The organism is Neisseria subflava (assembly GCF_003044935.1).
Taxonomy (GTDB): Bacteria; Pseudomonadota; Gammaproteobacteria; order Burkholderiales; family Neisseriaceae; genus Neisseria; species Neisseria subflava_E.
This window is the reverse complement of the sequence record NZ_POXP01000001.1, coordinates 309,080-333,684: the sequence shown is the minus strand read 5'-3', so window position 1 is coordinate 333,684 and position 24,605 is coordinate 309,080. Positions and strand designations below refer to the sequence as shown.

Below are 24,605 nucleotides of genomic sequence, written 5' to 3'. Positions count from 1 at the left end.
GGCCGTCTGAAATCAAAACATCCTTTTCAGACGGCCTCCCTGTTAAGAACTTCATCCACAGGAAAACAAGATGACCTATATCAAACCCATCGTAGTAGCCCTCGCCCTGATTAGCATGACTGCCTGTTCCGGCAGCAAAAAAGAACAACCCAAACTCGACTATCAAAGTCAATCGCACCGCTTGGTCAAACTGGAAGTACCACCTGATTTGAACAACCCGGACCAAGGCAACCTCTATCAATTACCGGCAGGCAGCGGCGCCGTCCGCGCCAGCGACTTCAACAAACGCCGCACCCAAGCCGTACAACAACCTGCCAATGCAGAAGTTTTGAAATCCGTTAAAGGCGTACGCCTTGAGCGTGACGGCAACCAACGCTGGTTGGTTGTCGATGGCAAATCGCCTCGCGAAATTTGGCCTTTACTGAAAGTGTTCTGGCAAGAGAACGGTTTTGACATCAAATCCGAAGAACCGGCCATCGGCCAAATGGAGACCGAGTGGGCTGAAAACCGAGCCAAAATCCCTCAAGACAGCCTGCGCCGCCTGTTGGATAAAGTCGGCTTGGGCGGCATCTACTCCACCAGCGAACGCGACAAATTCATCATCCGCATCGAACAAGGCAAAAACGGTTCGACTGACATCTTCTTCGCCCATAAAGGCATGAAAGAAGTTTATGCCGACCGTAAAAAAGACACCACCATGTGGCAGCCAAGCGAGAGCGACCCTAACCTCGAAGCCGCATTCCTCGCCCGCTTTATGCAATACTTGGGCGTTGACGGCCAACAAGCCGAACAGGCACTGACCCAAAGCGTTGCCGCCCGCAGCAATGCCTCCGAGTTGGCCCGTTTGGACAACGGCACCCTGCTGCTGGCAGGCGATTACGGTCGCAACTGGCGCCGTACCGCCCTTGCGCTTGACCGCATCGGCCTGACTGTTATCGGTCAAAATGCTGAACGCCGCGCTTTCTTGGTTCAACAAGCGCCAACCGAAGGCGAAGCAGTTGCCAATAAAAAACCAGGCCTGTTCAAACGCGTATTTGGCAAAGGCAAAGCAGAAGCGCCAAAAACTTATCCTGAAATCATCGTATATGTTGAGCCTATCAACAATGGCGCACGCCTCCATCTGTTGAACAAAGACGGCAGCCCATACAAAGGCAGCGATGCCTCCACATTGTTGAGCCGCCTGCACACAGAATTGCGTTAATCCGTTATTCGACTTAAGGCCGTCTGAAATATTCAGACGGCCTTTTTAACGGATACGGCATGGTTTCAAATTCCCAATCTGACGTTATAATCAGAATATTTTTCTCCCTTAACCAAGCTGCCATGACCCGACAAAAAGCCTATCTGCTCCTGACCGCCCTGTTTACCCTGATGTTTATCGTCCTGATTCTGTTGGGCGCTTATCTTCTGAGCATTCACAGCAAACAATTTGCCGTTGCCGCCTTTCTGTTTGCCTTTGCCGCCGTTTTTGCCCAAATCGGCAGCCTTGCCCTTTACATCCGCCACAAAGCACGCGCACAAATGGCCCGTATGCAGCAAACCGAAACCCATTAAGGAAAAACCATGTTTGAAAAAATCGTCCTTGCCAGTGGCAACGCAGGCAAACTCAAAGAATTTTCCCGCCTCTTTACCGACTTAAACATCGAAGTCCTGCCACAATCGCAGTTCAATACGCCCGAATGTCCCGAGCCGTACCATACCTTTGTTGAAAATGCCCTGGCTAAAGCACGCCATGCCGCCAAATACAGCGCCTTACCGGCACTTGCCGACGATTCCGGCATCTGCACCAACGCCTTAAACGGCGCACCCGGCATTTTCTCCGCCCGTTATGCAGGCGAAAACCCCAAATCCGATGCCGCAAACAACGCCAAACTGTCTGCCGATCTTGCCGATAAAGACGATAAAAGCTGTTACTACGTCTGCGTGCTCGTCCTCGTCCGCCACGAAAACGACCCGCAACCCATCATCGCCGAAGGCATCTGGCACGGACAATGGCAGGCAGAAGCCGCAGGTACAAACGGCTTCGGCTACGACCCGCATTTCTATCTGGCCGAACATGGTTGCACCGCCGCCGAGCTTGGTCCTGAAATCAAAAATGCCGAAAGCCACCGCGCCCAAGCATTGCGTGAATTGTTAAGAAAAATTGAATCCTTATAAATCGATAACAGGCCGTCTGAAACCTTCAGACGGCTTACCTCACATTCACTCCCATGCCCAAGCCCACACCTGAAGAATTGGCAGCCTTTGCAAAACACGTTGCTGCCTTCATCCCAACCACACCTGACGAACTTCTTCAACTCATTGATAGTCAAGAAACTGCTATCGTCTTTCTAGGCAAACCAAGTTGTTCATACTGTCGCCGTTTTGTTGCAAAACTGTTTACTGTTTCCATAAACAAGCAGCTTACTATCCGCTTTACAGACAGCAGCAACAAAGCAGCTTTAAAAACTTTTCGTGAACAACACGGCATCAAAACTGTTCCCGCATTACTCAACATCTCACAAGGCAAAATAAAATCCGTCTGCGATTCCAAATTATCAGAAGAAGAAATAGAAGCTTTTTTGAGCGCTTAGACTGCGCAAATTTCCTACTGATTATTTTCCCGGCCGACATTTCAGTTAAAATAAGGCCCTAAAAATTTCAGACGGCCTCGAGCCTCAACACATATCATGACCCAAATCACCTTCCAACGTCCCGGCCAGCTAACCGCCCTGCCTCCTTTATCACTCTATATCCATATTCCTTGGTGCATCAAAAAATGCCCGTATTGCGACTTCAATTCCCACAGCCTGAAAAACGGCCTGCCGGAAGAAGCCTATATCGATGCCCTATTAACCGACTTGCAACTTGAATTGCCCAATATTTGGGGCAGACCTGTGGAAACCATATTCTTCGGTGGCGGCACACCCAGCCTATTTCAAGCGAAATCAATTGACCGCTTGTTAAGCGGCGTGCGTTCATTAGTGCGTTTGCACCCCGAAGCGGAAATTACTTTGGAAGCCAATCCGGGCACATTTGAAATTGAGAAGTTTCAAGGATTTAAAGACGCAGGTATTACGCGCCTGTCTATCGGCGTACAGAGTTTTAATGACGATATGCTTACTCGATTGGGACGCGTTCACAACGGCAAAGAAGCCCTGACAGCCATTGATACTGCCTTGAAATTATTTGAAAAAGTTAATATCGATTTGATGTATGCCCTACCAAACCAAACCGTTCAGACGGCCTTAAACGATGTGCAAACGGCTATCGCAACAGGCGTATCGCATATCAGCGCATATCATCTGACCATGGAACCGAACACGCCTTTCGGTCATACGCCGCCAAAAGGATTGCCGCAAGATGAAGCAGCATTGGATATTGAAGATGCCGTACACGGTGCATTGGAAGGCGCAGGCTTTATTCACTATGAAACATCGGCTTTTGCAAAACCTGGTATGCAGTGCCGCCATAATTTGAACTATTGGCAGTTCGGCGATTACTTGGGTATAGGTGCGGGCGCACACGGCAAAATCTCCTATCCTGACCATATCGAACGCACCGTCCGCCGTCGTCATCCCAACGACTATCTTGCCGCCATACAAAGCAATCCGCATGAAGCAGTTGAACGCAAAACTGTTGCTGCTGAAGACCTTCCATTCGAGTTCATGATGAACGCCCTGCGCCTGACCGACGGCGTACCTGCTGCAATGTTGCAGGAACGTACCGGCGTCCCCACTGCAAAAATCATGGCTCAAATCGAAACCACCAGACAAAAAGGCCTGCTTGAATCAGACCCGACCGTGTTCCGCCCGACCGAACAAGGCTGTTTGTTCTTAAACGATTTGTTACAGTGTTTTTTATAAGTGCGATTTTACAACAGCTGACACATTTTTAGATTTGCTTAATTTTCCACAAGAAAATACAATCAGAATAATTGTTGGGAATGAACAATCCCGGCGATTATCCACTACTCCTAATCCTACATTAAGGACAAAACAATGAAAAAAGTTCTGGTAACACTGATTGCTCTTTCCCTGCCTGCATTTGCATTGGCTGATGAAACCAAAGGTTTTTATGTTCAGGCTGATGCTGGTCATGCTACTGTAAAACTGGGTGGCGCATCAATTAAAGGCTTTAGCCCTCGTATTTCTGCAGGCTACGATTTCGGCGATTTCCGTGTTGCTGCCGACTATACGCATTATAAATCTGCAAAGATTAATGTACCTTCGGTATATGCTGAGGCTAAATATCACAGTGCCGGTGTATCTGCTATTTATGATTTTGACCTGCAAGCTCCTGTAAAACCTTATGTAGGTGTTCGCCTGGGTCTTAACCACTCTACTCATAAATATCAAACAGCCGAACAAACAGCTGAACGTAAGGATACTAAAATTGGCGTAGGTGCAATGGCTGGTGTAAGTTATGATGTAACTCAAAATGTAGCACTGGATGCAGGCTATCGCTATAACCACTGGAGCAAGATCAATAACGTTAAGCTCCATTCCCACGAAGTATCTGCCGGTGTACGCGTAAAATTCTAATATTTGAATACTTGGTATGAAGCAATCATTGCTTCAAATATCCAGTAACAAAAGGCCGTCTGAAACCTGTTCCTCAGGATTTCAGACGGCCTTTTAACTTCTTTAAATATATCTAACTTTTTGCTGCTTTTATTTTTTCTGCAAACCACAGTGCCGCAGCCGTACCTGCCATATCGGCAATGCCGTCCGCGATCGAACCTTGGCGCGTAGCAGTCAGAAATGCCTGAGCCAGCTCGCTTCCTATGGCAAACAATAAAGCGGCAAACAGAATGCCTTTATAGGGAATAGTCCTATTGTCTTGAATAAATATTTTTGCACACAACCATGCCTGACCGAAGAACAGCCCGAAATGGCCGACTTTATCAAAATGGGGAAATGGTGGAGCGCTATTGCCGCCCTCTTTGAAAAGCAAGGCATAAATGGCGGCGGCAAACCAAATCAAGGCAGCGGCAGTGAATTTGTTTAATGGTAAGGCTTTCATTTGTCGGCCTCTTCATCCAACCATGTTTGGCAAATACCTGCCAAGCGGACAAATTTCCCACCTCGAGCCTTCAAAATATCACGCCATTGTGCCACTTCTTCTGCATCCGGGGCATCTTCAATACTGCATTCGTAAAGGCAGAAGTCTAATGTCTCGCCAACAATCCCTGGGGCTTCGGTCTGCATAAGGCTGGTCAGTTCGTTCATATTTACTGTTTCTTTAATTGGATTATCGCTATTCAGGCACATTATCTGTTTTCAGACCGTCTGAACATGATGTGCAAGGCTACTCGTTTGATTTGGGTACGCTTACTTACTGTGTAAAAAACGTGTTGCTTCTTCCCATTCGCCATTCAACACGGCCGGCAATCCTTGCAGGGATTTGGCGATGGAATCATCAATTTGCTGTCTGTGTTCCGCTGACGGTTTATTCAACACATAACCGACAACCAGATTACGGTCGCCAGGATGATCAATGCCCAAGCGCAGGCGGTAGAAATTAGGCGTACCCAAACGAGCCTGAATATCTTTGAGGCCGTTGTGTCCGCCGTTGCCGCCGCCAAGTTTGAATTTGATACGGCCGCATGGAATATCCAGCTCGTCATGAACCACCAAGATTTCCTCCGGCTTGATTTTGTAAAACTGAGCCAAAGCGGCAACGGCCTGACCGGAGCGGTTCATAAAGGTCATGGGTTTGAGCAGCCAAACATCGCCATCAGGCGTAGTGGCGCGCGCTACTTCACCGTAAAATTTCTTTTCGTCTTTAAAATTGACTTTCCATTTCCACGCCAGCTCGTCCAACAGCCAAAAGCCGACATTGTGGCGCGTTTGTTCGTATTCTTGGCCTGGATTGCCCAAACCGACGATTAATTTAATTTTCAAGCTCATTACTGTTCTTTCAGTTTGACAGGCCGTCTGAAAAAATTTCAGACGGCCTTCGATTTATTCTTGCCCTGCGCGTTTACGTCTCGCTTCTTTCGGATCAATCAACAATGGACGATAAACCTCAATCCGATCGCCATCGCGCAACGCTGTCTCGTCTTTCACGGCCTTGCCGAAAATACCCAAAGGCGCTTGCTGCAAATCCAACTCTGGGAACTCCACCTCCAAACCGCTTTGCAGGGCAGCTTCGCGTACGGTTGTACCTTCGGCAACGGTCATGCCCTTCAACACTTGCCTGTCGGCCAGTCCGTAAACAATTTCAATCTCAAGCATAGCGGCGATCGGCCTCTTTAATAAAAGCATCTACCAGCGTACCGGCAAGATGGCCGAACACCGGGGAAATCATGGCAGAGAGTACGGCATTGGAGAAATCGTATTCTAATCTGAATTCGACTTTGCACATATCATCGCCCAAATCGATAAATTTCCAAGTGCCGCGCAGGGTTTTAAACGGCCCCTCAAGCAAATCCATGCGGATTTCCTGCCCCGGGATATTGTGGTTGTGCGTTGCAAACGACTGCTTGACACGCATATAGTCCATAAACAGGCGCGCTTTTAGCTCATTGCCTTTGCGTTCGATGACTTCAGTCTTGCTGTACCACGGCAAAAATTTTGGATAGTCCTCAACTTTGTCCACCAGCTCAAACATTTCCTTAGTGCTATGCAGCACCAATACGTTTTTCTCGACTTTTTTCATGTTGGTTGTAGACCTTGTTTTTGAATATTCGGGGTTCAGACGGCATGATTTAGAAAAATATCTGCCCTACTTTGGGACAAAATTCCTAATTTAAACCGCTTCGCCATTTTGTTTCGCTTCCAGCCATTCCCAGCGTTCCAGCTTTTCCAAAAGCAGCATTTCGATTTCTTCAGCCCTGCTTTGCAATGCACCTGCTTTTTCGTAATCTTTGAAAATTTCAGGATCGGAAAGCTGGGTATTGATTTCAGCCTGTTCGGTTTCCAAAGCGGCGATTTCATCAGGCAGGGCATCGAGTTCGCGCTGTTCTTTGTAGGAAAGTTTGACCGTACGGTTGGCTTTGGGTTTGATTTTTTCAGGCTCGGCAACCGCTTTAGGCGCAGAGGCCGTCTGAATTTTATCTTCCCGCGATTTTGCGTCGATATAGTCCTGATAGCCGCCGATATATTCTTTCAGACGGCCTTGTCCTTCGAAAACAATGCTTTGGGTAATCACATTATCCAAGAACATACGGTCATGCGAGACAAGGAATACCGTGCCTTGGTAATCACGCAGCAAGTCTTCAAGCAGCTCTTGGGTGTCGATATCCAAGTCGTTGGTCGGTTCGTCCAAGACCAGGATATTGGCAGGGCGGGTAAAGAGTTTTGCCAACAGGAGGCGGTTACGTTCGCCACCGGAGAGCGATGAAACGGGACTTTGCGCGCGGGCTGGATGGAATAGAAAATCTTCCAAATAGCTCATCACATGCTTTTTCTTACCGCCGACTTCAACGTAATCATTGCCCTGTCCCAGCGTGTAAAACACAGTGTCGTTTTCGTTCAACGCGCTGCGGAACTGGTCGAAATAAGCAACTTCCTGTTTACTGCCGATGCGGATTCTGCCGTAGGTCGGCTGCAATTCGCCCAAAATCAGCTTAAGGAAGGTGGTTTTACCGATACCGTTTGGACCGATTAAGCCGATTTTGTCGCCGCGCTGCAAGATAGCGGAGAATTTGTCCATGATGACTTTGTCACCATAGGCAAACGAAGCATGTTCCAATTCGGCGATGATTTTGCCGCTTTTTTCGCCACTGTCGAGCTTAAAGTTGACCTGCCCTTGTACGTTACGGCGTTCGGCACGCTGGCGGCGCAGCTCTTCCAAACGGCGTACGCGGCCTTCGTTACGGGTACGGCGCGCTTCGATGCCTTTGCGTATCCACGCTTCTTCCTGAGCGTGGAATTTGTCGAAGAGGCGGTTATGTTCCGCCTCAACTGCCAACTCTTGCGCTTTTTTCTCGCTGTATTTGGAGAACGAGCCAGGATAGGAGCGCAGAATACCGCGGTCGAGTTCGACGATACGTGTGGCGATATTGTCCAGGAAACGGCGGTCGTGGGTAATCACGACCAAGCTGCCTTCAAATGCTTTGAGCAGGTTTTCCAACCAAATAATCGCGTCGATGTCCAAATGGTTGGTCGGTTCGTCCAGTAGCAATACGTCGGGCTTTTGCACCCAAGCCTGCGCCAAAGCGACGCGCTTTTTCTGACCGCCGGAAAGGTTGCCGATTTTTTCGTTTTCCGGCAAACCCAGTTCCCCCAAAGTCTGCTTGACTGCCGCATCCAGCTTCCAGCCGTCCTTCGCTTCAATTTCGAGTTGTAATTCGTTGAGCTCTTTTAACAAAGCCTCACTCGAACCATTTTCCAACTCATGGCTGACATGATGATAACGGCGCAATAAATCGCGAATTTCGCCCAAACCTTCGGCAACGGTATCAAATACGGTTGCTTCCTTATCAAAAAAGGATTCCTGCGGCACATAAACAATTTTGAGGTTGTTCTGAACAATAATCTGCCCGTCGTCGAGCTTCTGTACACCGGCGAGGATTTTCAGAAACGAAGACTTACCCGCACCGTTGCGGCCGATTAAACCGATTTTTTCGCCGCTGTCGAGTTGAAAAGAAGTTTTGTCGAGCAAGGCGAAATGACCGACAGCAAAAGAAGCATTTTCTACGGATAAGATATTCATGGGGAAACTTCAAAAAAGAAAAGGGGAACATTTTAACCGATTATCGGCAGATATTTGCCGACAATCATATGAAATTGAAAGTATCAGGCCGTCTGAAAGCAGTTTTCAGACAGCCTTCATTATTATTCTTGAACCTTCAAACCGAAATGCAGATAGGCTCGTTCGGTTGCTACGCGTCCGCGCGGTGTACGCTGCAAAAAGCCCTGCTGAATCAGATAAGGCTCAATCACATCTTCGATGGTATCGGTCGATTCGCCAATCGCAGCAGCCACGTTTTCCAAACCGACAGGACCGCCGCTGAATTTGTGCAGAATCGCCTCAAGGAATTTCCTATCCATCACATCCAAACCTTGCCCGTCCACATCCAGCATACTCAAGGCCGCATCGGCAATTTCCGCATCAATCACGCCGTTGTTTTTCACATCAGCGTAATCGCGTACACGTCGCAAAAGGCGGTTGGCAATACGCGGCGTACCGCGGCTGCGCTTGGCCACTTCCATCGCACCCTCGTCGCCCATTTCCAACTGCAACAATTGGGCTGAACGGGCAACAATAGTCGCCAAATCTTTATTCTGATAAAACTCCAATCGGGACACGATACCGAAACGGTCGCGCAAAGGATTGGTCAGCATACCGGCACGGGTCGTCGCACCTACCAATGTAAACGGCGGTAAATCGATTTTGACCGAACGCGCGGCCGGACCCTCGCCTATCATGATGTCCAACTGATAATCTTCAAGCGCAGGATAAAGGATTTCTTCAACCACGGGGCTTAAACGGTGGATTTCATCAATAAACAGCACATCATGAGGCTCGAGGTTGGTCAACAAGGCTGCAAGGTCGCCGGCACGTTCCAAAACCGGGCCGCTGGTTTGGCGCAAATTAACGCCTAACTCTTTGGCGATAATGTGTGCCAAAGTAGTTTTGCCCAAACCCGGAGGGCCAAACAGCAAAGTGTGGTCAAGCGCTTCGCCACGTTTTTTCGCCGCCTGAATAAAAATGGCCAACTGCTCTTTTGCCTTATCCTGCCCGATATAGTCGTTTAAAGTTTTCGGACGTAAAGCACGTTCAAGCAATTCCTCCTGAGCGGAAATATTTTGAGCAGTGATAATGCGCTGAGGTTGTGCAGAAGTAAGATTATCGGTTTGTAACATAATGTTTCTAAATTCTAAGACCGTTCCCGACCCGTTGTTTCAGACGGCCCGAACAATCAGACAAAGCGGTTAAATTATGATTTTGGCCATTATACCTGATAAGGCCGAACCGCTTTCCCCTCAAATCTAAATCACACAAAAATTTTCGTTTTCAGACGGCCAAAGCAACGTATAATAAACGGTTAATTCAAATACCTATCGCATTCAGGAGAACACATGAGCCTCAAGCAAAAAGTCATCGCCATCGACGGCCCCAGCGCATCCGGTAAAGGGACAGTTGCCTCACGCGTAGCCGAAGCCTTGGGTTTTCTTTACCTCGACTCCGGTGCGCTTTACCGCCTGACCGCGCTTTACGCACAAAAACAAAATGTTGCCTGGACAGATGAAGATGCCGTCAGCACACTGGCAGAAACTTTGCCCGCACAATTTGAAGGCAGCGCCGTATTATTAAACGGCGAAGATGTATCCGAGCAAATCCGTACCGAAGCGATTGGCATGGGCGCATCTGCCGTCGCGCAGTTGCCTAAAGTGCGTGCCGCCCTTTTGCAACGCCAACGCGACTTCCTAACCGAAAAAGGCTTGGTCGCCGACGGCCGCGATATCGGCTCGGTTATTTTCCCTGATGCCGCATTAAAAATTTTCCTGACCGCAAGTGCCAATGTCCGCGCCCAACGTCGTGCCAAACAACTCGGTATCCCATGCGAAGGCGTTGCATTCGAGCGTATTTTGTCGGACATTGAAGCGCGTGACGAAGCAGACCGCCGCCGCCCTGTTGCTCCGTTGAAACAGCTTCCCGACGCCCTGCTTTTAGATACTGATAACCTTTCTATCGAAGAAGCTGTAAAAAAAGTGCTTGATTGGTATCATAAAGTTTAAAATTTGGAGTATAATCGCGAAGTTTTCATTTCAGACGGCCTGTTAGCCCTATAACAAGGCCGTCTGAAAACATTTCCCAACCTGCCGCGCCAAGGACGGCAGGTCATTTCAAACCTAACCCGCACCCCTTGGCGGTGTACCGAAAAGAGTATATATGACTATGGAAAATTTTGCCCAGCTGCTGGAAGAAAGCTTTACCCTGCAAGAGATGAACCCAGGTGAAGTGATTACTGCCGAAGTAGTCGGCATCGATCAAAACTTCGTTACCGTTAACGCAGGTCTGAAATCAGAATCTCTGATTGATGTTGCTGAATTCAAAAACGCTCAGGGCGAGATTGAAGTTAAAGTTGGCGACTTCGTTACCGTTACCATCGAATCTGTTGAAAACGGCTTCGGCGAAACCAAACTGTCCCGCGAAAAAGCTAAACGCGCTGCCGACTGGATCGCTTTGGAAGAAGCTATGGAAAACGGCGACATCCTGTCCGGCGTTATCAATGGCAAAGTCAAAGGTGGTCTGACTGTTATGATCAACAGCATCCGTGCATTCCTGCCGGGTTCTTTGGTTGACGTACGTCCTGTAAAAGACACTTCTCACTTCGAAGGCAAAGAAATTGAATTCAAAGTGATCAAACTGGACAAAAAACGCAACAACGTTGTTGTGTCCCGCCGCGCTGTTCTGGAAGCTACTTTGGGCGAAGAACGCAAAGCCTTGCTGGAAAACCTGCAAGAAGGTTCAGTTATCAAAGGTATCGTTAAAAACATCACCGATTATGGTGCATTCGTTGACTTGGGCGGCATCGACGGTCTGTTGCACATCACCGACTTGGCATGGCGCCGTGTGAAACACCCAAGCGAAGTTTTGGAAGTTGGTCAAGAAGTAGAAGCTAAAGTCCTGAAATTCGACCAAGACAAACAACGCGTTTCCCTGGGTATGAAACAACTGGGCGAAGATCCTTGGAGCGGCCTGACCCGTCGTTACCCACAAGGTACCCGCCTGTTCGGTAAAGTATCCAACCTGACCGACTACGGTGCATTCGTTGAAATCGAACAAGGCATCGAAGGTTTGGTACACGTTTCCGAAATGGATTGGACCAACAAAAACGTACACCCAAGCAAAGTTGTTCAACTGGGTGACGAAGTTGAAGTAATGATCCTGGAAATCGACGAAGACCGCCGCCGTATCTCTTTGGGTATGAAACAATGCCAAGCTAACCCTTGGGAAGAGTTTGCTGCCAACCACAACAAAGGCGACAAAATCTCCGGCGCAGTTAAATCTATCACTGACTTCGGCGTATTCGTAGGTCTGCCTGGCGGTATCGACGGCCTGGTTCACTTGTCTGACCTGTCTTGGACTGAAGCCGGCGAAGAAGCTGTACGCAAATACAAAAAAGGCGAAGAAGTTGAAGCCGTTGTATTGGCAATCGACGTTGAAAAAGAACGCATCTCTTTGGGTATCAAACAACTGGAAGGTGATCCGTTCGGCAACTTCATCAGCGTAAACGACAAAGGTTCTTTGGTTAAAGGTTCTGTGAAATCTGTTGACGCCAAAGGTGCCGTAGTTGCTCTGTCTGAAGAAGTTGAAGGCTACCTGCCTGCTTCTGAATTCGCTGCTGACCGCGTTGAAGACCTGACTACCAAACTGAAAGAAGGCGACGAAGTTGAAGCCGTTATCGTTACCGTTGACCGCAAAAACCGCAGCATCCGCCTGTCTGTTAAAGCGAAAGACGCTAAAGAAAACCGCGAAGCGCTGAATTCAGTTAACGCTGCTGCGACTGCCAATGCCGGTACTACCAGCCTGGGCGACTTGCTGAAAGCCAAACTGTCCGGCGACCAAGAATAAGGTTGCAGACATGACGAAGTCTGAATTGATGGTTCGCCTTGCAGAAGTGTTTGCCGAAAAAAATGGCAACCAACTGCTGGCTAAAGATGTCGAATACAGTGTAAAAGTCTTGGTTGATACCATGACCCGCTCACTGGCTCGTGGACAACGTATCGAAATCCGCGGCTTCGGCAGCTTCGACTTGAACCACCGCCCTGCCCGTATCGGGCGCAACCCCAAAACCGGCGAACGCGTGGAAGTGCCAGAAAAGCATGTTCCTCACTTCAAACCGGGTAAAGAGTTGCGTGAGCGTGTAGACTTGGCATTGCAAGAAAGTGCTCATTAATACTTAGTAGCAAAACGCCGCAGAAATGCGGCGTTTTTTGTTTTTTCAAGAAATACCAAAGCCAGCTCTTTTTACGCATACCTTAATCGCACACTTTTCCAACTATATTGACAACAAAGCCTTTGCAAAAAACGCAGGCCGTCTGAAATCATTTATAATAGACCGACTATTCTGTAATGAAAACATCATTCCAACTACTGTCCAAACTATTGCGGATGATGTTTCGACTATCGCCAGTAAAGCATAATAAAGGTTACACATGAGCAATAGAGATCAACTATTCACACCACCTCCATTTGAAAACCACAGCCCATTGACTTGGTATCAAGCTGCAGCCGAACAGCCCAACTTTATCCGTGACGAAGCACAAGCACGAGCCATTGAATATTTGGATCGCTTGTGGACCGAGTTGATGATGTTCAAACGCAAACGCAACCGTTTTCTCGGCCGCAGCCTACGCTCCCCCCAAGTACCAAAAGGACTCTATTTTTATGGCGGCGTAGGACGCGGTAAAAGTTTCCTGATGGATGCTTTTTTTGGCTGCCTCCCTTATCGCCGTAAGCGCCGCGTGCATTTCCATGCCTTTATGGCCGAAATTCATCAACGACTGAAAGTCTTAAAAAGCGAAGCCAATCCCTTAAAAGCCGTTGCAACAGAAATTGCCAAAGAAACACGCGTATTATGTTTTGACGAGTTTCATGTCAGCGATATTGCAGATGCCATGATTCTAGGCCGTTTGCTGGAAAACCTGTTGAGTGAAGGTGTAGTCTTGGTAGCCACTTCCAACTACGCCCCATCCGAACTCTATCCTCAAGGCCAAAACCGCAGCAGTTTTCTGCCAACCATCGCCCTTATCGAGTCCAACCTGACCGTTTTAAATGTAGATGGAGGCGAAGATTACCGCTTGCGTACGCTGCGTCCTGCCGAAATTTTCTTTGTCCCCAATAATGAAGAGAACGAGCAAAAACTGGCTGCTTTATTTAAAGAAATGAGCGGAATCTCTGAATTAAACCCAGGCATCAGCATTATTCATGGACGGGAAATTCCCCATAAAGCCCAGTCAGAACGTGCCATCTGGTTTGATTTCCGCGCATTATGTTTTGGCCCGCGCTCACAAGCTGACTATCTGTATTTAGCCGAACATTACGAGATGGTTTTCCTTTCAGGATTAGAGCGCCTAACCCCTCAAGAAAAAGCAGAAGCACGCCGCCTGACATGGTTAATTGACGTTTTATACGATTTCCGTGTGAAGCTGTGCGCTACCAGCACAGTTGGCGTAAACGATATTTACGTTGAAGGCGATTTCGCCGAAGAATTTACCCGTACAGCCAGCCGTATGATCGAAATGCAATCTGAAGTCTATTTGGAACAACCACACCTGACTTTAAGCAAATAATGCCTTTCCCCAAAAGGGGCGAAATTTGGTAGAATACACTTCCCTCGCCTCTTGGCTGCGACAACTTACCTACCAATAAAAACAAGGACATAACATGGCCATCGAACGTACGATTTCCATCATCAAACCCGATGCAGTAGAAAAAAACGTCATCGGCAAGATTTACAGCCGCTTTGAAGAAAACGGCTTGCGCATTATTGCGGCGAAAATGAAACATCTCTCTGATCGTGAAGCGAAAGAGTTTTATGCCGTACACAAAGACCGCCCTTTTTATGAAGACTTGGTTAAATTCATGACACGCAATCCTGTCATGATTCAAGTGTTGGAAGGTGAAAACGCCGTTGCAAAAAATCGTGAATTGATGGGCGCAACCAATCCAGCCGATGCAGCTCCGGGTACAATCCGTGCCGACTTTGCAGAATCTGTCAGTGTTAATGCCGTACATGGTTCTGACAGCGTTGAAAATGCTGCGATTGAAATTGCTTACTTCTTCAGCCAAAGCGAAATCTGCCCACGCTAAGAGTAAAAGCCTGTAGCCGCTTTACGGCCGTCCGATTCATATCGGACGGCAAAACTGCTTTGTATATCCTACAAATTAAAGGCCGTCTGAAAACCCAAAGGCTTTTAAAGCAAAGCTGCCCAATAAGCCCCTTTGCTTTAAAAGCTTTACTGAGAAACATAAAAATACATGAAAACCAATCTACTGAACTACGATTTAAACGGACTGACGCAACACTTTGCTGAAATGGGCGAAAAACCTTTTCGTGCCAAGCAGGTAATGCGTTGGATGCATCAAGCGGGTGCACAAAACTTTGAAGAAATGACTGACTTGGCCAAATCATTGCGGGCCAAATTGAATGAACAAGCCACAATCGAGGTGCCTAAATTAATGATGGCACAAGAATCTACTGATGGCACACGCAAATGGTTGCTGGATGTCGGCACGGGCAACGGTGTAGAAACCGTTTTCATTCCCGAGGCTGACCGCGGTACTTTGTGTATCTCTTCCCAAGTTGGTTGTGCATTGGAATGCACCTTCTGCTCTACCGGACGACAAGGTTTCAACCGCAACCTGACTGCCGCTGAAATCATCGGTCAGCTTTGGTGGGCCAATAAAGCCATGGGCGTTACCCCTAAAAATGAACGCGTTATCTCCAATGTTGTGATGATGGGCATGGGCGAACCCATGGCAAACTTTGACAATGTTGTTACTGCTTTGAGCATTATGCTGGATGATCACGGCTACGGCTTGAGCCGTCGCCGCGTGACTGTTTCCACTTCGGGCATGGTTCCACAAATGGACAGACTGCGTGATGCAATGCCTGTTGCTTTGGCTGTATCTTTACACGCATCCAACGATGAAGTGCGCGATCAGATTGTTCCCCTCAACAAAAAATACCCGCTCAAAGAATTGATGGCGGCCTGTCAACGTTATTTGGTCAAAGCACCCCGTGACTTTATTACCTTTGAATACGTTATGCTCGACGGTATCAACGATAAAGCACAACATGCGCGTGAATTGATTGAATTGGTTAAAGACGTACCCTGCAAATTCAATCTGATTCCGTTCAATCCTTTCCCAAATTCCGGCTACGAACGTTCTACCAATGAAAATATCCGTATCTTCCGCGATATTCTGCAACAAGCCGGCTTTGTCGTTACTGTCCGCAAAACCCGCGGCGACGATATTGATGCCGCTTGCGGACAATTGGCCGGACAAGTACAAGATAAAACACGCCGCCAACAAAAATGGCAACAAATTTTGGTCGAACAATAAGGTTAATTATGAAAATCAAGTTCGGATTCGCTTTACTTACCGCACTGACTCTTTCTGCCTGCGCATCCTCTTCCGGACCAAGCCCCAAAGAACGTGCCATTCAGGTTTCCAATATCAAAACCCAGCTTGCCGTAGAATATATGCGCGGCCAAAACTATCGCCAAGCTACCGAAAGTATCGAAGAGGCGCTTAAATTCAATTCAAAAAACGATATTGCTTGGTTGGTACGCGCTGAAATTTATCAGTATCTGAAAGTCCGCGATAAAGCTCAGGAAAGCTTTCTTAAAGCATTGTCTTTAAAACCGGATAGTGCTGAAGTTAACAACAATTACGGTTGGTTCTTATGCAATCAAATGAATGCACCTGCCGAATCTATGGCTTATTTTGATAAAGCACTGGCCGACCCGACCTACCCGAGCCCCTTTATTGCCAACATGAATAAAGGCATTTGCAGCGCAAGGTTAGGCCAATACTCTTTAGCCCAAGCCTATTTGGAAAGGTCTTTAGCAGCGAATCCGCAATTCTTCCCTGCTTTCAAAGAACTTGCCCGAACCAAAATGATGGCAGGCAATCTCAACGATGCCGACTATTATTTCCGCCAATACCAAAGTAAAGTCGATGTCCTGCAGGCTGACGATTTGCTCTTAGGCTGGCGTTTGGCTACCGCCTTGGGCAATAAACACGCCGCATACGAATACGAAGCCCAACTTAGGGCAAACTTCCCATATTCAGACGAACTACAAACCGTCACAACAGGCCACTAAATGGAAAATAACGATAAAATCAACTACGACACACAAGCCGCCAAAACATTGGGGGATGAATTACGCAAACACAGAACTGATGCCAAAATCGATATTCAAGATGTTGCTTCACGTTTGAAACTATCTGCCGAACAAATTGATGCTTTGGAAAAAGGGGAATATTCAGGCTTTCCCGGTTTAGTCTTTGTTTCAGGCTATCTGCGTTCATATGCACGATTTCTGAAAATCGATGAACAAACCATCGCCAAACATTTACTCTCCATTACTCCGCAACTTGAAGACCATGTATACGCGGTAACACGCAGTGCCAACACAGGCTTAAGCTACAAAGACACTGAAAAGCAAGGCTTCCCCAAATGGATATTGGGAGTAACCGCATTGGCTTTGGCTGTAGGCGGTGTTTACTTTTGGCAAAGCAAATCCAGTTTTGAAAACGAGCAGGCAAATATTCAAAACAGCAAAGATGTTGCTGATACGATGAAAACGCCTGCCTTAAAAACGGATAATGTTGCCGTTAGCGAAATGACGGAAGACGGCAAAAAAGAAATCACCAATAAGCCTGAAACGGCCAATGATCAAGCAACCTCAGCAGCTTCCGCCGTCGTACAAGATGAGAAGCCTGCCGTCAAAGTTGAGAAAGACGAACTTTGGATTAAAGTCCAATACCGAAGCAATCTGATTATTACAGACAAAGATGGAAAAGTAGTATTCAGCCGTATCGTTCCGGCCGGAAGCGAACAACGTCTGAGAGGCGGCGCGCCTTACAATGTTTGGATCGGTATTGCAGCCGGCTCGGAAGCCAATTACGGCGGCACACCTATCGAACCTTTGAAATACCGTGTTGCCGGTGAAAAATCCGCCTCTTTTGTTGCAGGAAAAAACTAAAATGACCACACCTAAACGCCGTCAGACACATCAAGTCAAAATTGACCATCTCATCATCGGCTCCGATGCGCCCGTTGTTGTGCAATCTATGACCAATACCGACACCGCAGATGCAGAAGCAACCGCCCGACAGGTCAAAGAGTTGAGCGATGCCGGCTCAGAAATGGTCCGTATCACGGTTAATACTCCTGAAGCGGCTTCCAAAGTAGCCGAAATCCGCAGCCGCTTAGACGATATGGGCTACACCACGCCTTTGATTGGTGATTTCCATTTTAATGGCGAACGCTTATTGGCCGAATTTCCTGAGTGCGGCAAGGCCCTGTCTAAATACCGCATCAACCCTGGCAATGTCGGCAAAGGTGCAAAAGGCGATGAAAAATTTGCCTTTATGATTCGTACTGCCGCAGAAAACAATAAAGCTGTACGCATCGGTGTGAACTGGGGTTCGCTTGATCAAAGCCTTGCCAAGCGCATGATGGATGCCAACCTAGTTTCTGCTACACCGAAGCCGCCTGAAGAAATCATGAAAGAAGCTTTGATTGTTTCGGCGCTGGAGTCGGCAGAAAAAGCCGTAGCTTTGGGCTTGCCTGAAGACAAAATTATTTTGTCGTGCAAAGTCAGCGCCGTACAAGACTTGATTCAGGTTTACCGCGAATTAGGCAGCCGTTGCCGTTACCCACTGCATCTCGGTCTGACTGAGGCTGGCATGGGCAGCAAGGGCATTGTGGCTTCCACCGCAGCTCTGGCCGTATTGTTGCAAGAAGGCATCGGCGACACCATTCGAATTTCCCTTACGCCCGAACCCGGCTCCCCGCGCACACAAGAAGTCATTGTCGGTCAAGAAATCCTGCAAACCATGGGCTTGCGCTCCTTTACGCCAATGGTTACAGCCTGCCCCGGTTGCGGCCGTACCACCAGTACCGTATTCCAAGAGTTGGCTCAAGACGTACAAAACTATTTACGCCAAAAAATGGCTGTTTGGCGCACTGAATATCCAGGCGTTGAATCATTGAACGTTGCCGTAATGGGTTGCGTAGTCAATGGCCCGGGCGAAAGCAAGCTTGCCGATATCGGTATCAGCCTGCCAGGTACAGGCGAAACTCCGGTTGCGCCGGTTTATGTAGACGGCGAACGCAAAATTACCCTCAAAGGCGACAATATCGCTGCCGAGTTTTTACAAATTGTTGAAGATTATGTCAAAACCAACTACTGCGAAGGTGGCGCAAAACGTAAGCAAAACCGTGTCATTCCGATTCAGTCTGCCTAAAACATTATCAAGATAAAGAGGCCGTCTGAAAATATGTTGGGCAAACTGGATACTTGGCTGACTGAGCATCCTAAACGCGAGGATTTGCATGGTTGGCGACGCTTTATTGTTGAATTTTGGTTTTTCGGTTTGAAAGAAGCACGAGCCTGCTTATTTGCAGGCTTGTTTTTCATTGCCATGTTCCTCATTCCGAAAACAGGCTGGTTGGGAATTTCACGCTACGACCTGCTGCTGATTTTTGCCGTCTCCGTACAAGCAGCCATGCTGTATTTCAAGCTGGAAACTTGGGATGAAGTGAAATCGATTACGCTGTTTCACTTGGTGGGCTTTGCTTTAGAGTGGTTCAAGACTTCAGGCGATATCCAGTCTTGGAGCTATCCGGATGAGGCATACACCAAAATCGGCGGCGTACCACTGTTTGCGGGCTTTATGTATGCCGCAGTCGGCAGCTATATCATTCAAGCATGGCGGCTGTTTGACCTCAAAATCAAAAGCCATCCGCCATATTGGTTGGGTACTTTGTGCGCACTGGCGATTTATATCAATTTTTTCACCCATCACTATATCGGCGACTATCGCTGGTATCTTGCTGCTTTTGCTCTCGGCCTATACGCTCGGACAACGGTCTTATACACGCCCTATGACACCACTCGCAAAATGCCGCTCCTGCTCGCTTTTGTCCTGATCGGATTTTTCATTTGGCTGGCGGAAAATTTGGGAACCCTTTTCGGCGTTTGGCGCTATCCCAACCAAATCGGCGCATGGGCATCGGTACACATCAGCAAATGGAGTTCATGGGCTTTACTGGTGATGATGACTTTTACCATCGTTGCGAATTTAAAACACATCAAACATACCATCAGCGTATCGAAAGATTAGTTATTTAACATTTGAAAAGGCCGTCTGAAACTTTCAGACGGCCTTTAATTTTCAGTAATCAATTAAACAAACTTAAGGCTTTAACAAACACCATAATGACACCATAGCCCAAAGGAACGCAGACTAAAGCCCAACGCCACCATACACCGATACCGCCCGCTGATACTTTTTTGCTAATCAGATAGGCATCGGATACAGCGGTTTCATCATCGGGATTGCGGCTATGTGCCGCTACTTTAATGTTTTTCTCATGATGCTTTTCATGAACCGAACGAACACTCAAGTTACACAGCAAACCGACAATCAACAAACCCGCCATAATATACATGGTAATGCTATAAGCTTCAGCAGCCGGAACACCGCTTTCAATTTGACTTTGGCGGATATAGTTGACCAACACCGGGCCAATAACAGCCGCAGTTGACCATGCCAGCAAAATCCTGCCGTGTATTGCCCCGACTTGATAAGTGCCGAACAAATCTTTCAAATACGCCGGAATGGCTGCAAAACCGCCGCCATACATGGAAATGATGACGCAGAAACCAATAACAAACAAAGCCTTGTTACCGCTATCGCCAATAGACGGAATGGCAAAATACAACAGCGAGCCGAGTACAAAGAAAATAGTATAAGTATTTTTACGGCCAATTTTGTCGGACACACTGGACCACAAAAAACGGCCGCCCATATTAAACAGGCTCAACAGACTCACAAAACCTGCCGCCGCACCCGCACCAACGGCAGCCTGTTTACCGACAGAAGTTTCAGAAAACAGCTCCTGAATCATGACGGAAGCCTGTCCCAACACACCAATACCGGCCGTTACATTCAAACACAATACCCAAAACAAGAGCCAGAATTGCGGCGTTTTCATGGCTTGTGAAACATTGACATGATTACTGCTGACCAATTTGCTTTTGTTTTTCGGCGCAACATAACCTTTAGGTTTCCAGCCATCGGCAGGTACACGGATCGTAAACGCGCCGAACATCATCAACACCAAATAAAACAATCCTAAAACGACAAAAGCCTGCGCTACGCCAACTGAAGTTTCACTGGAGAAAAAATTCATCAGCGACACGGATAAAGGCGAGGCCAACATCGCGCCGCCACCAAAGCCCATAATCGCCAAGCCTGTCGCCATACCCGGTTTATCGGGAAACCATTTCATCAAAGTCGATACAGGCCCGATATAGCCCAAGCCCAAACCAACCCCACCAATCACACCGTTGCCCAAATAAAGCAAAAACAGATTGTGCGTATGAACGCCGATCGCCGATACAAAAAAGCCCAAGCTGAAGCAGCAGGCTGCAACAAACATCGCCTTACGCGGCCCAACGCGTTCCATCCAAGTACCGAACATAGCGGCAGATGCGCCCAACATCGCCAAGGCAATACTGAAAATCCAACCAACCGTGGTCAGCTTCCAATCTCCTGCAGCCGACTCAGTAATACCGATAAGCTTGGTCAGCGGCGCATTGAACACGGAATAAGCGTATATCTGCCCGATGGCAAGATGCACGGCCAAAGCGGCAGGCGGTACCAGCCAACGATTAAAGCCGGGTTTGGCAATGGTCGCCTCACGGTCTAGAAATTTCATAAAATCCTCTTGTCTATGTGTGTCAAACGCTGATTCCATATCATGCGGAACCAAAAAATTGTTGACAATATTTTAGCATAATCTCCCCTTTATCCTTTTTTCTGCTCCATGATAATTTTGCGCATCAAACAGAAAAAACATTCATCTAAACCATTTCTTCACACCCATATCGACAAAAAGGCCGTCTGAAAATTCTTCAGACGGCCTTTTCATTCATATCGTTTTATGCGGCGAAGCGTTTGGCAACTTCATCCCAGTTAACGATTTCCCAGAAACCTTTCAGGTAGTTAGGACGGCTGTTGCGGTAGTCGATGTAGTAAGCGTGTTCCCATACGTCGCAAGTCAACAGCGGAGTGTTTTCAGTAGTCAGCGGAGTACCTGCATTGGAAGTAGAAACCAGATCCAATTCACCGGCAGGCGTTTTCACCAACCATGCCCAACCTGAGCCGAAAGTACCAGCCGCGCAAGCATTGAACGCTTCTTGGAATTTCTCGAAGCTGCCCCATTTGGCGTCGATGGCCGCAGCCAATTCACCGGCAGGTTTGCCTTGACCTTTAGGGGTAAAGCCCAGCCAGTAGAAAGTGTGGTTCCAAGTTTGGGCAGCGTTGTTGAACATACCGCCGGAAGATTTTTTCACGATTTCTTCCAAAGGCATTTCTTCAAACTCAGTGTCTTTGATTTGATTGTTCAAATTGGTGATGTAAGTTTGATGGTGTTTGCCGTAGTGGAACTCCAAAGTCTCTTTGGTCAGATGGGGGGATAACGCATCCAGTTCATAAGGCAATTGTGGCAGCTTGTGTTCCATTTTTATGCTCCTAATTATTGATATTTATATTTTGGTAGTGTGTGTTGTCAAATCGACAACATTGCTATTTTACCTGCTTTAGCCTAAACAAACCAATTGAACTTACACTGCGCTATAATAGTGGATTGCAATTTTCCAGCCAGAGATGCCCGTCATGAGCAATTATTCCGATATGCCGTCTGAAGACCGTGAAATCAGCGCATTGTCACTGCCGCCACATTCCACCGAAGCGGAGCAATCCGTATTGGGCGGCCTGATGCTGGAAAATTCTGCTTGGGACCGTATTGCCGATGTCGTTTCCGGCGAAGATTTCTACCGCCACGAACACCGCCTGATTTTTCGTGCCATTGCCAACCTGATTAACGAAAGCCGCCCTGCCGACGTCATTACCGTTCAAGAAAGTTTGGAACGCAATGAAGAATTGGAAGCGGCAGGCGGATTCAACTATCTGATTACGCTGGCGCAAAACACACCATCCGCAGCCAATATCCGCCGCTACGCCGAAATCGTGCGCGAACGTTCCATCATGCGCCAGCTTGCCGAAGTCGGTACGGAAATTGCACGCAGCGCCTACAATCCGCAAGGGCGCGATGCAGGTCAACTTTTGGACGAGGCAGAAAACAAAGTATTCCAAATCGCCGAAAGTACCGCCAAATCCAAACAAGGCTTTCTTGAGATGCCCGATCTTTTGAAAGAAGTGGTCGAGCGCATCGATATGCTTTATTCGCGCGACAATCCTGATGAAGTAACCGGTATATCGACTGGTTTTATCGACCTCGACAAAAAAACATCAGGCCTTCAACCGGGCGATTTGATCATCGTCGCAGGCCGTCCTTCCATGGGTAAAACTGCCTTTTCCATCAACATTGCAGAACACGTTGCCGTAGAGGGCAAGCTGCCTGTCGCCGTATTTTCGATGGAGATGGGTGGTGCGCAGCTGGTTATGCGTATGCTGGGTTCGGTAGGACGTTTGGATCAAAGCGTTTTAAAAACCGGCAGATTGCAAGACGAACACTGGGGCCGTCTGAACGAGGCGGTCGTTAAACTCTCCGATGCACCCATGTATATCGATGAAACTCCGGGTTTGACCGCGCTCGAACTGCGCGCTCGCGCCCGCCGTCTTGCGCGCCAGTTCAACGGCAAATTGGGCTTGATCGTCATCGACTACCTGCAATTAATGTCAGGCTCCGGCCGTTCTGACAACCGCGCTTCCGAGCTTGGCGAAATTTCCCGCTCCCTCAAAGCATTGGCTAAAGAATTGCAAGTTCCCGTCATTGCCCTGTCGCAGTTGAGCCGTACAGTTGAGCAGCGTACCGACAAACGCCCGATGATGTCCGACTTGCGCGAGTCCGGCGCAATCGAACAAGATGCCGACTTGATTATGTTCATGTATCGTGATGAATACTACAACTCAGAATCACCCGCAAAAGGCTTGGCGGAATGTATTATCGGTAAACACCGTAACGGTCCCGTCGGGAAAGTATTCCTCACTTGGATGGGTCAATTTACCAAATTTGATAATGCTGCCTATGTTCCAGAATCCATGTTGATGGAAGATTGAGACAGATTGTCTGAAAAACTAACCGAATTTCATATTTCATTAGTCACGCATTACAAAATCGTTTAGAATTAATCTAATAAAAGCAAAAGCATTGCCACAGGCAAATGCAAAAGAGAAAACGTCAGTTACCCAACACATTACTACCAAAAATCACTCATGTATCAGACACAAAAAGGCTTCACCCTAATTGAGTTGCTGATCGTCATTACTATTGCAGCAGTAATGGCCGTCATCGCACTTCCCAATATGAATCAATGGATTGCCTCCAGACGTGCAGCATCGCAAGCAGAGCAAATTGCCAATCTGCTGCGCTTCGCGCGAAATGAGGCCGTCCGTCTCAATCTTCCCGTTTACATCTGCCCGGTCAAAATCAAATCCGATGGCTCGCCCAATAATGGTTGCGATTCCAAATATGCCGGTAATGGTATGTTGGCCTACGCCGATAAAAACGGAGATTCCAACTATAAAAACGATACAGTCGATTTATCCGTCCGCTCCATTATCCTTAATGGAGATACTGACAAAGTGGAATACAGCTTCAACTACATCCCTATCAGCAATGACCGTTCTGCCCTCTCGACCTCAGCTTCAAAAGAAGTCTGGTGGAGATTCCTACCAAATGGTACATTTGGCCATTCAACCGATGGAAAGAATTATCAATTTTCAGACGGCCACATCAAAATCAGCCTGACGGATAAATCCGCCGCCGATGCTGAAACCAAGAAAGCCCGTGCTACCGTACTTTTAATCAATGGTAATGGGCATGTCGAAATCTGTGCTAAAAACGATGAGCGCAAAATATGCGAATACTCTTCCAAAGAATAACAACGGTATCT

Annotated in this window: 27 protein-coding genes; 18 read left to right on the top strand and 9 right to left on the bottom strand. The window is 47.7% G+C overall.

Annotated features, from left to right (window positions below; genetic code table 11):
* Nucleotides 1-70 precede the first annotated feature (70 nt).
* From bamC to DBY95_RS01635, 6 genes are all read left to right on the top strand, one after another.
* Nucleotides 71-1,201, top strand: a complete 1,131-nt coding sequence (gene bamC / locus DBY95_RS01660; protein WP_070585472.1) for an outer membrane protein assembly factor BamC — start codon at nucleotides 71-73, stop codon at nucleotides 1,199-1,201.
* A 122-nt stretch (nucleotides 1,202-1,323) separates the two neighbouring features.
* A complete protein-coding gene (locus DBY95_RS01655; RefSeq protein WP_036490655.1) occupies nucleotides 1,324-1,554 on the top strand; it encodes an NGO_0222 family membrane protein in 231 nt (76 codons plus the stop codon).
* 9 nt (nucleotides 1,555-1,563) lie between these two features.
* Nucleotides 1,564-2,157 (top strand): RdgB/HAM1 family non-canonical purine NTP pyrophosphatase, encoded by a 594-nt coding sequence (rdgB, locus tag DBY95_RS01650; RefSeq protein ID WP_107723157.1) that lies wholly within the window; start codon nucleotides 1,564-1,566, stop codon nucleotides 2,155-2,157.
* Nucleotides 2,158-2,210: 53 nt separating this feature from the next.
* Nucleotides 2,211-2,573, top strand: coding sequence for a thioredoxin family protein (locus DBY95_RS01645; protein ID WP_107723156.1), 363 nt, complete (start codon nucleotides 2,211-2,213; stop codon nucleotides 2,571-2,573).
* A gap of 96 nt (nucleotides 2,574-2,669) precedes the next feature.
* A complete protein-coding gene (gene hemW / locus DBY95_RS01640; protein ID WP_107723155.1) occupies nucleotides 2,670-3,845 on the top strand; it encodes a radical SAM family heme chaperone HemW in 1,176 nt (391 codons plus the stop codon).
* Between the two features lie 135 nt (nucleotides 3,846-3,980).
* Nucleotides 3,981-4,523, top strand: coding sequence for an opacity family porin (locus tag DBY95_RS01635; protein ID WP_049344773.1), 543 nt, complete (start codon nucleotides 3,981-3,983; stop codon nucleotides 4,521-4,523).
* A gap of 112 nt (nucleotides 4,524-4,635) precedes the next feature.
* On the opposite strand, the gene DBY95_RS01630 is transcribed toward DBY95_RS01635, so the two are convergent.
* From DBY95_RS01630 to ruvB, 7 genes are all read right to left on the bottom strand, one after another.
* Nucleotides 4,636-5,004, bottom strand: coding sequence for a VanZ family protein (locus tag DBY95_RS01630; RefSeq protein WP_107723154.1), 369 nt, complete (start codon nucleotides 5,002-5,004; stop codon nucleotides 4,636-4,638).
* Nucleotides 5,001-5,210, bottom strand: coding sequence for a dioxygenase (locus DBY95_RS01625; RefSeq protein WP_107723153.1), 210 nt, complete (start codon nucleotides 5,208-5,210; stop codon nucleotides 5,001-5,003). The genes DBY95_RS01630 and DBY95_RS01625 overlap by 4 nt, the downstream gene beginning before the upstream one ends.
* Nucleotides 5,211-5,312: 102 nt before the next feature.
* Entirely contained in the window at nucleotides 5,313-5,891 is a 579-nt protein-coding gene (pth, locus tag DBY95_RS01620) for an aminoacyl-tRNA hydrolase (RefSeq protein ID WP_003683307.1), read from the bottom strand.
* Between the two features lie 54 nt (nucleotides 5,892-5,945).
* Entirely contained in the window at nucleotides 5,946-6,218 is a 273-nt protein-coding gene (locus tag DBY95_RS01615; protein WP_107723152.1) for an RnfH family protein, read from the bottom strand.
* Complete coding sequence (locus DBY95_RS01610) at nucleotides 6,211-6,642, bottom strand: type II toxin-antitoxin system RatA family toxin (RefSeq protein WP_107723151.1); 432 nt, start codon at nucleotides 6,640-6,642, stop codon at nucleotides 6,211-6,213. The genes DBY95_RS01615 and DBY95_RS01610 overlap by 8 nt, the downstream gene beginning before the upstream one ends.
* A gap of 90 nt (nucleotides 6,643-6,732) precedes the next feature.
* Entirely contained in the window at nucleotides 6,733-8,640 is a 1,908-nt protein-coding gene (locus tag DBY95_RS01605; RefSeq protein ID WP_107723150.1) for an ATP-binding cassette domain-containing protein, read from the bottom strand.
* A gap of 122 nt (nucleotides 8,641-8,762) precedes the next feature.
* Nucleotides 8,763-9,794, bottom strand: a complete 1,032-nt coding sequence (gene ruvB / locus DBY95_RS01600) for a Holliday junction branch migration DNA helicase RuvB (RefSeq protein ID WP_107723149.1) — start codon at nucleotides 9,792-9,794, stop codon at nucleotides 8,763-8,765.
* A 216-nt stretch (nucleotides 9,795-10,010) separates the two neighbouring features.
* Between ruvB and cmk the strand changes: the two genes are divergently transcribed.
* The 10 genes from cmk (at nucleotide 10,011) to DBY95_RS01545 (ending at nucleotide 19,803) form a co-directional block, all read left to right on the top strand.
* Entirely contained in the window at nucleotides 10,011-10,670 is a 660-nt protein-coding gene (gene cmk / locus DBY95_RS01595) for a (d)CMP kinase (RefSeq protein ID WP_049344765.1), read from the top strand.
* A gap of 154 nt (nucleotides 10,671-10,824) precedes the next feature.
* Nucleotides 10,825-12,510 carry a 30S ribosomal protein S1 gene (gene rpsA / locus DBY95_RS01590; protein ID WP_003678994.1) on the top strand — a complete coding sequence of 562 codons (1,686 nt, stop codon included), beginning with the start codon at nucleotides 10,825-10,827 and terminating at the stop codon, nucleotides 12,508-12,510.
* 10 nt (nucleotides 12,511-12,520) lie between these two features.
* Nucleotides 12,521-12,835 carry an integration host factor subunit beta gene (locus DBY95_RS01585; protein WP_003678992.1) on the top strand — a complete coding sequence of 105 codons (315 nt, stop codon included), beginning with the start codon at nucleotides 12,521-12,523 and terminating at the stop codon, nucleotides 12,833-12,835.
* A 259-nt stretch (nucleotides 12,836-13,094) separates the two neighbouring features.
* Entirely contained in the window at nucleotides 13,095-14,231 is a 1,137-nt protein-coding gene (gene zapE, locus DBY95_RS01575) for a cell division protein ZapE (RefSeq protein ID WP_107723148.1), read from the top strand.
* A gap of 94 nt (nucleotides 14,232-14,325) precedes the next feature.
* A complete protein-coding gene (gene ndk / locus DBY95_RS01570) occupies nucleotides 14,326-14,751 on the top strand; it encodes a nucleoside-diphosphate kinase (RefSeq protein WP_107723147.1) in 426 nt (141 codons plus the stop codon).
* A gap of 168 nt (nucleotides 14,752-14,919) precedes the next feature.
* Nucleotides 14,920-16,008, top strand: coding sequence for a 23S rRNA (adenine(2503)-C(2))-methyltransferase RlmN (gene rlmN, locus DBY95_RS01565; RefSeq protein ID WP_107723146.1), 1,089 nt, complete (start codon nucleotides 14,920-14,922; stop codon nucleotides 16,006-16,008).
* Nucleotides 16,009-16,016: 8 nt separating this feature from the next.
* Nucleotides 16,017-16,772 (top strand): type IV pilus biogenesis/stability protein PilW, encoded by a 756-nt coding sequence (pilW, locus tag DBY95_RS01560; protein WP_003683469.1) that lies wholly within the window; start codon nucleotides 16,017-16,019, stop codon nucleotides 16,770-16,772.
* Entirely contained in the window at nucleotides 16,773-17,657 is an 885-nt protein-coding gene (locus tag DBY95_RS01555) for a helix-turn-helix domain-containing protein (protein WP_107723145.1), read from the top strand.
* A gap of 1 nt (nucleotide 17,658) precedes the next feature.
* Nucleotides 17,659-18,924, top strand: a complete 1,266-nt coding sequence (gene ispG, locus DBY95_RS01550) for a flavodoxin-dependent (E)-4-hydroxy-3-methylbut-2-enyl-diphosphate synthase (RefSeq protein ID WP_070734804.1) — start codon at nucleotides 17,659-17,661, stop codon at nucleotides 18,922-18,924.
* Nucleotides 18,925-18,957: 33 nt separating this feature from the next.
* Nucleotides 18,958-19,803: a DUF817 domain-containing protein gene (locus tag DBY95_RS01545; protein WP_107723144.1), complete on the top strand. Its 846-nt coding sequence runs from the start codon at nucleotides 18,958-18,960 to the stop codon at nucleotides 19,801-19,803.
* 58 nt (nucleotides 19,804-19,861) lie between these two features.
* Here DBY95_RS01545 and DBY95_RS01540 read toward each other — a convergent pair whose 3' ends face one another.
* Nucleotides 19,862-21,403: an L-lactate MFS transporter gene (locus DBY95_RS01540; RefSeq protein ID WP_107723143.1), complete on the bottom strand. Its 1,542-nt coding sequence runs from the start codon at nucleotides 21,401-21,403 to the stop codon at nucleotides 19,862-19,864.
* A 223-nt stretch (nucleotides 21,404-21,626) separates the two neighbouring features.
* Nucleotides 21,627-22,208, bottom strand: a complete 582-nt coding sequence (locus DBY95_RS01535) for a superoxide dismutase (RefSeq protein ID WP_107723142.1) — start codon at nucleotides 22,206-22,208, stop codon at nucleotides 21,627-21,629.
* Between the two features lie 154 nt (nucleotides 22,209-22,362).
* Here DBY95_RS01535 and dnaB point away from each other — a divergent pair, with 154 nt between their 5' ends.
* Nucleotides 22,363-23,769: a replicative DNA helicase gene (gene dnaB / locus DBY95_RS01530; RefSeq protein ID WP_036490624.1), complete on the top strand. Its 1,407-nt coding sequence runs from the start codon at nucleotides 22,363-22,365 to the stop codon at nucleotides 23,767-23,769.
* A 156-nt stretch (nucleotides 23,770-23,925) separates the two neighbouring features.
* Complete coding sequence (locus DBY95_RS01525) at nucleotides 23,926-24,594, top strand: GspH/FimT family pseudopilin (RefSeq protein WP_107723141.1); 669 nt, start codon at nucleotides 23,926-23,928, stop codon at nucleotides 24,592-24,594.
* The last annotated feature ends 11 nt before the right edge of the window (nucleotides 24,595-24,605 follow it).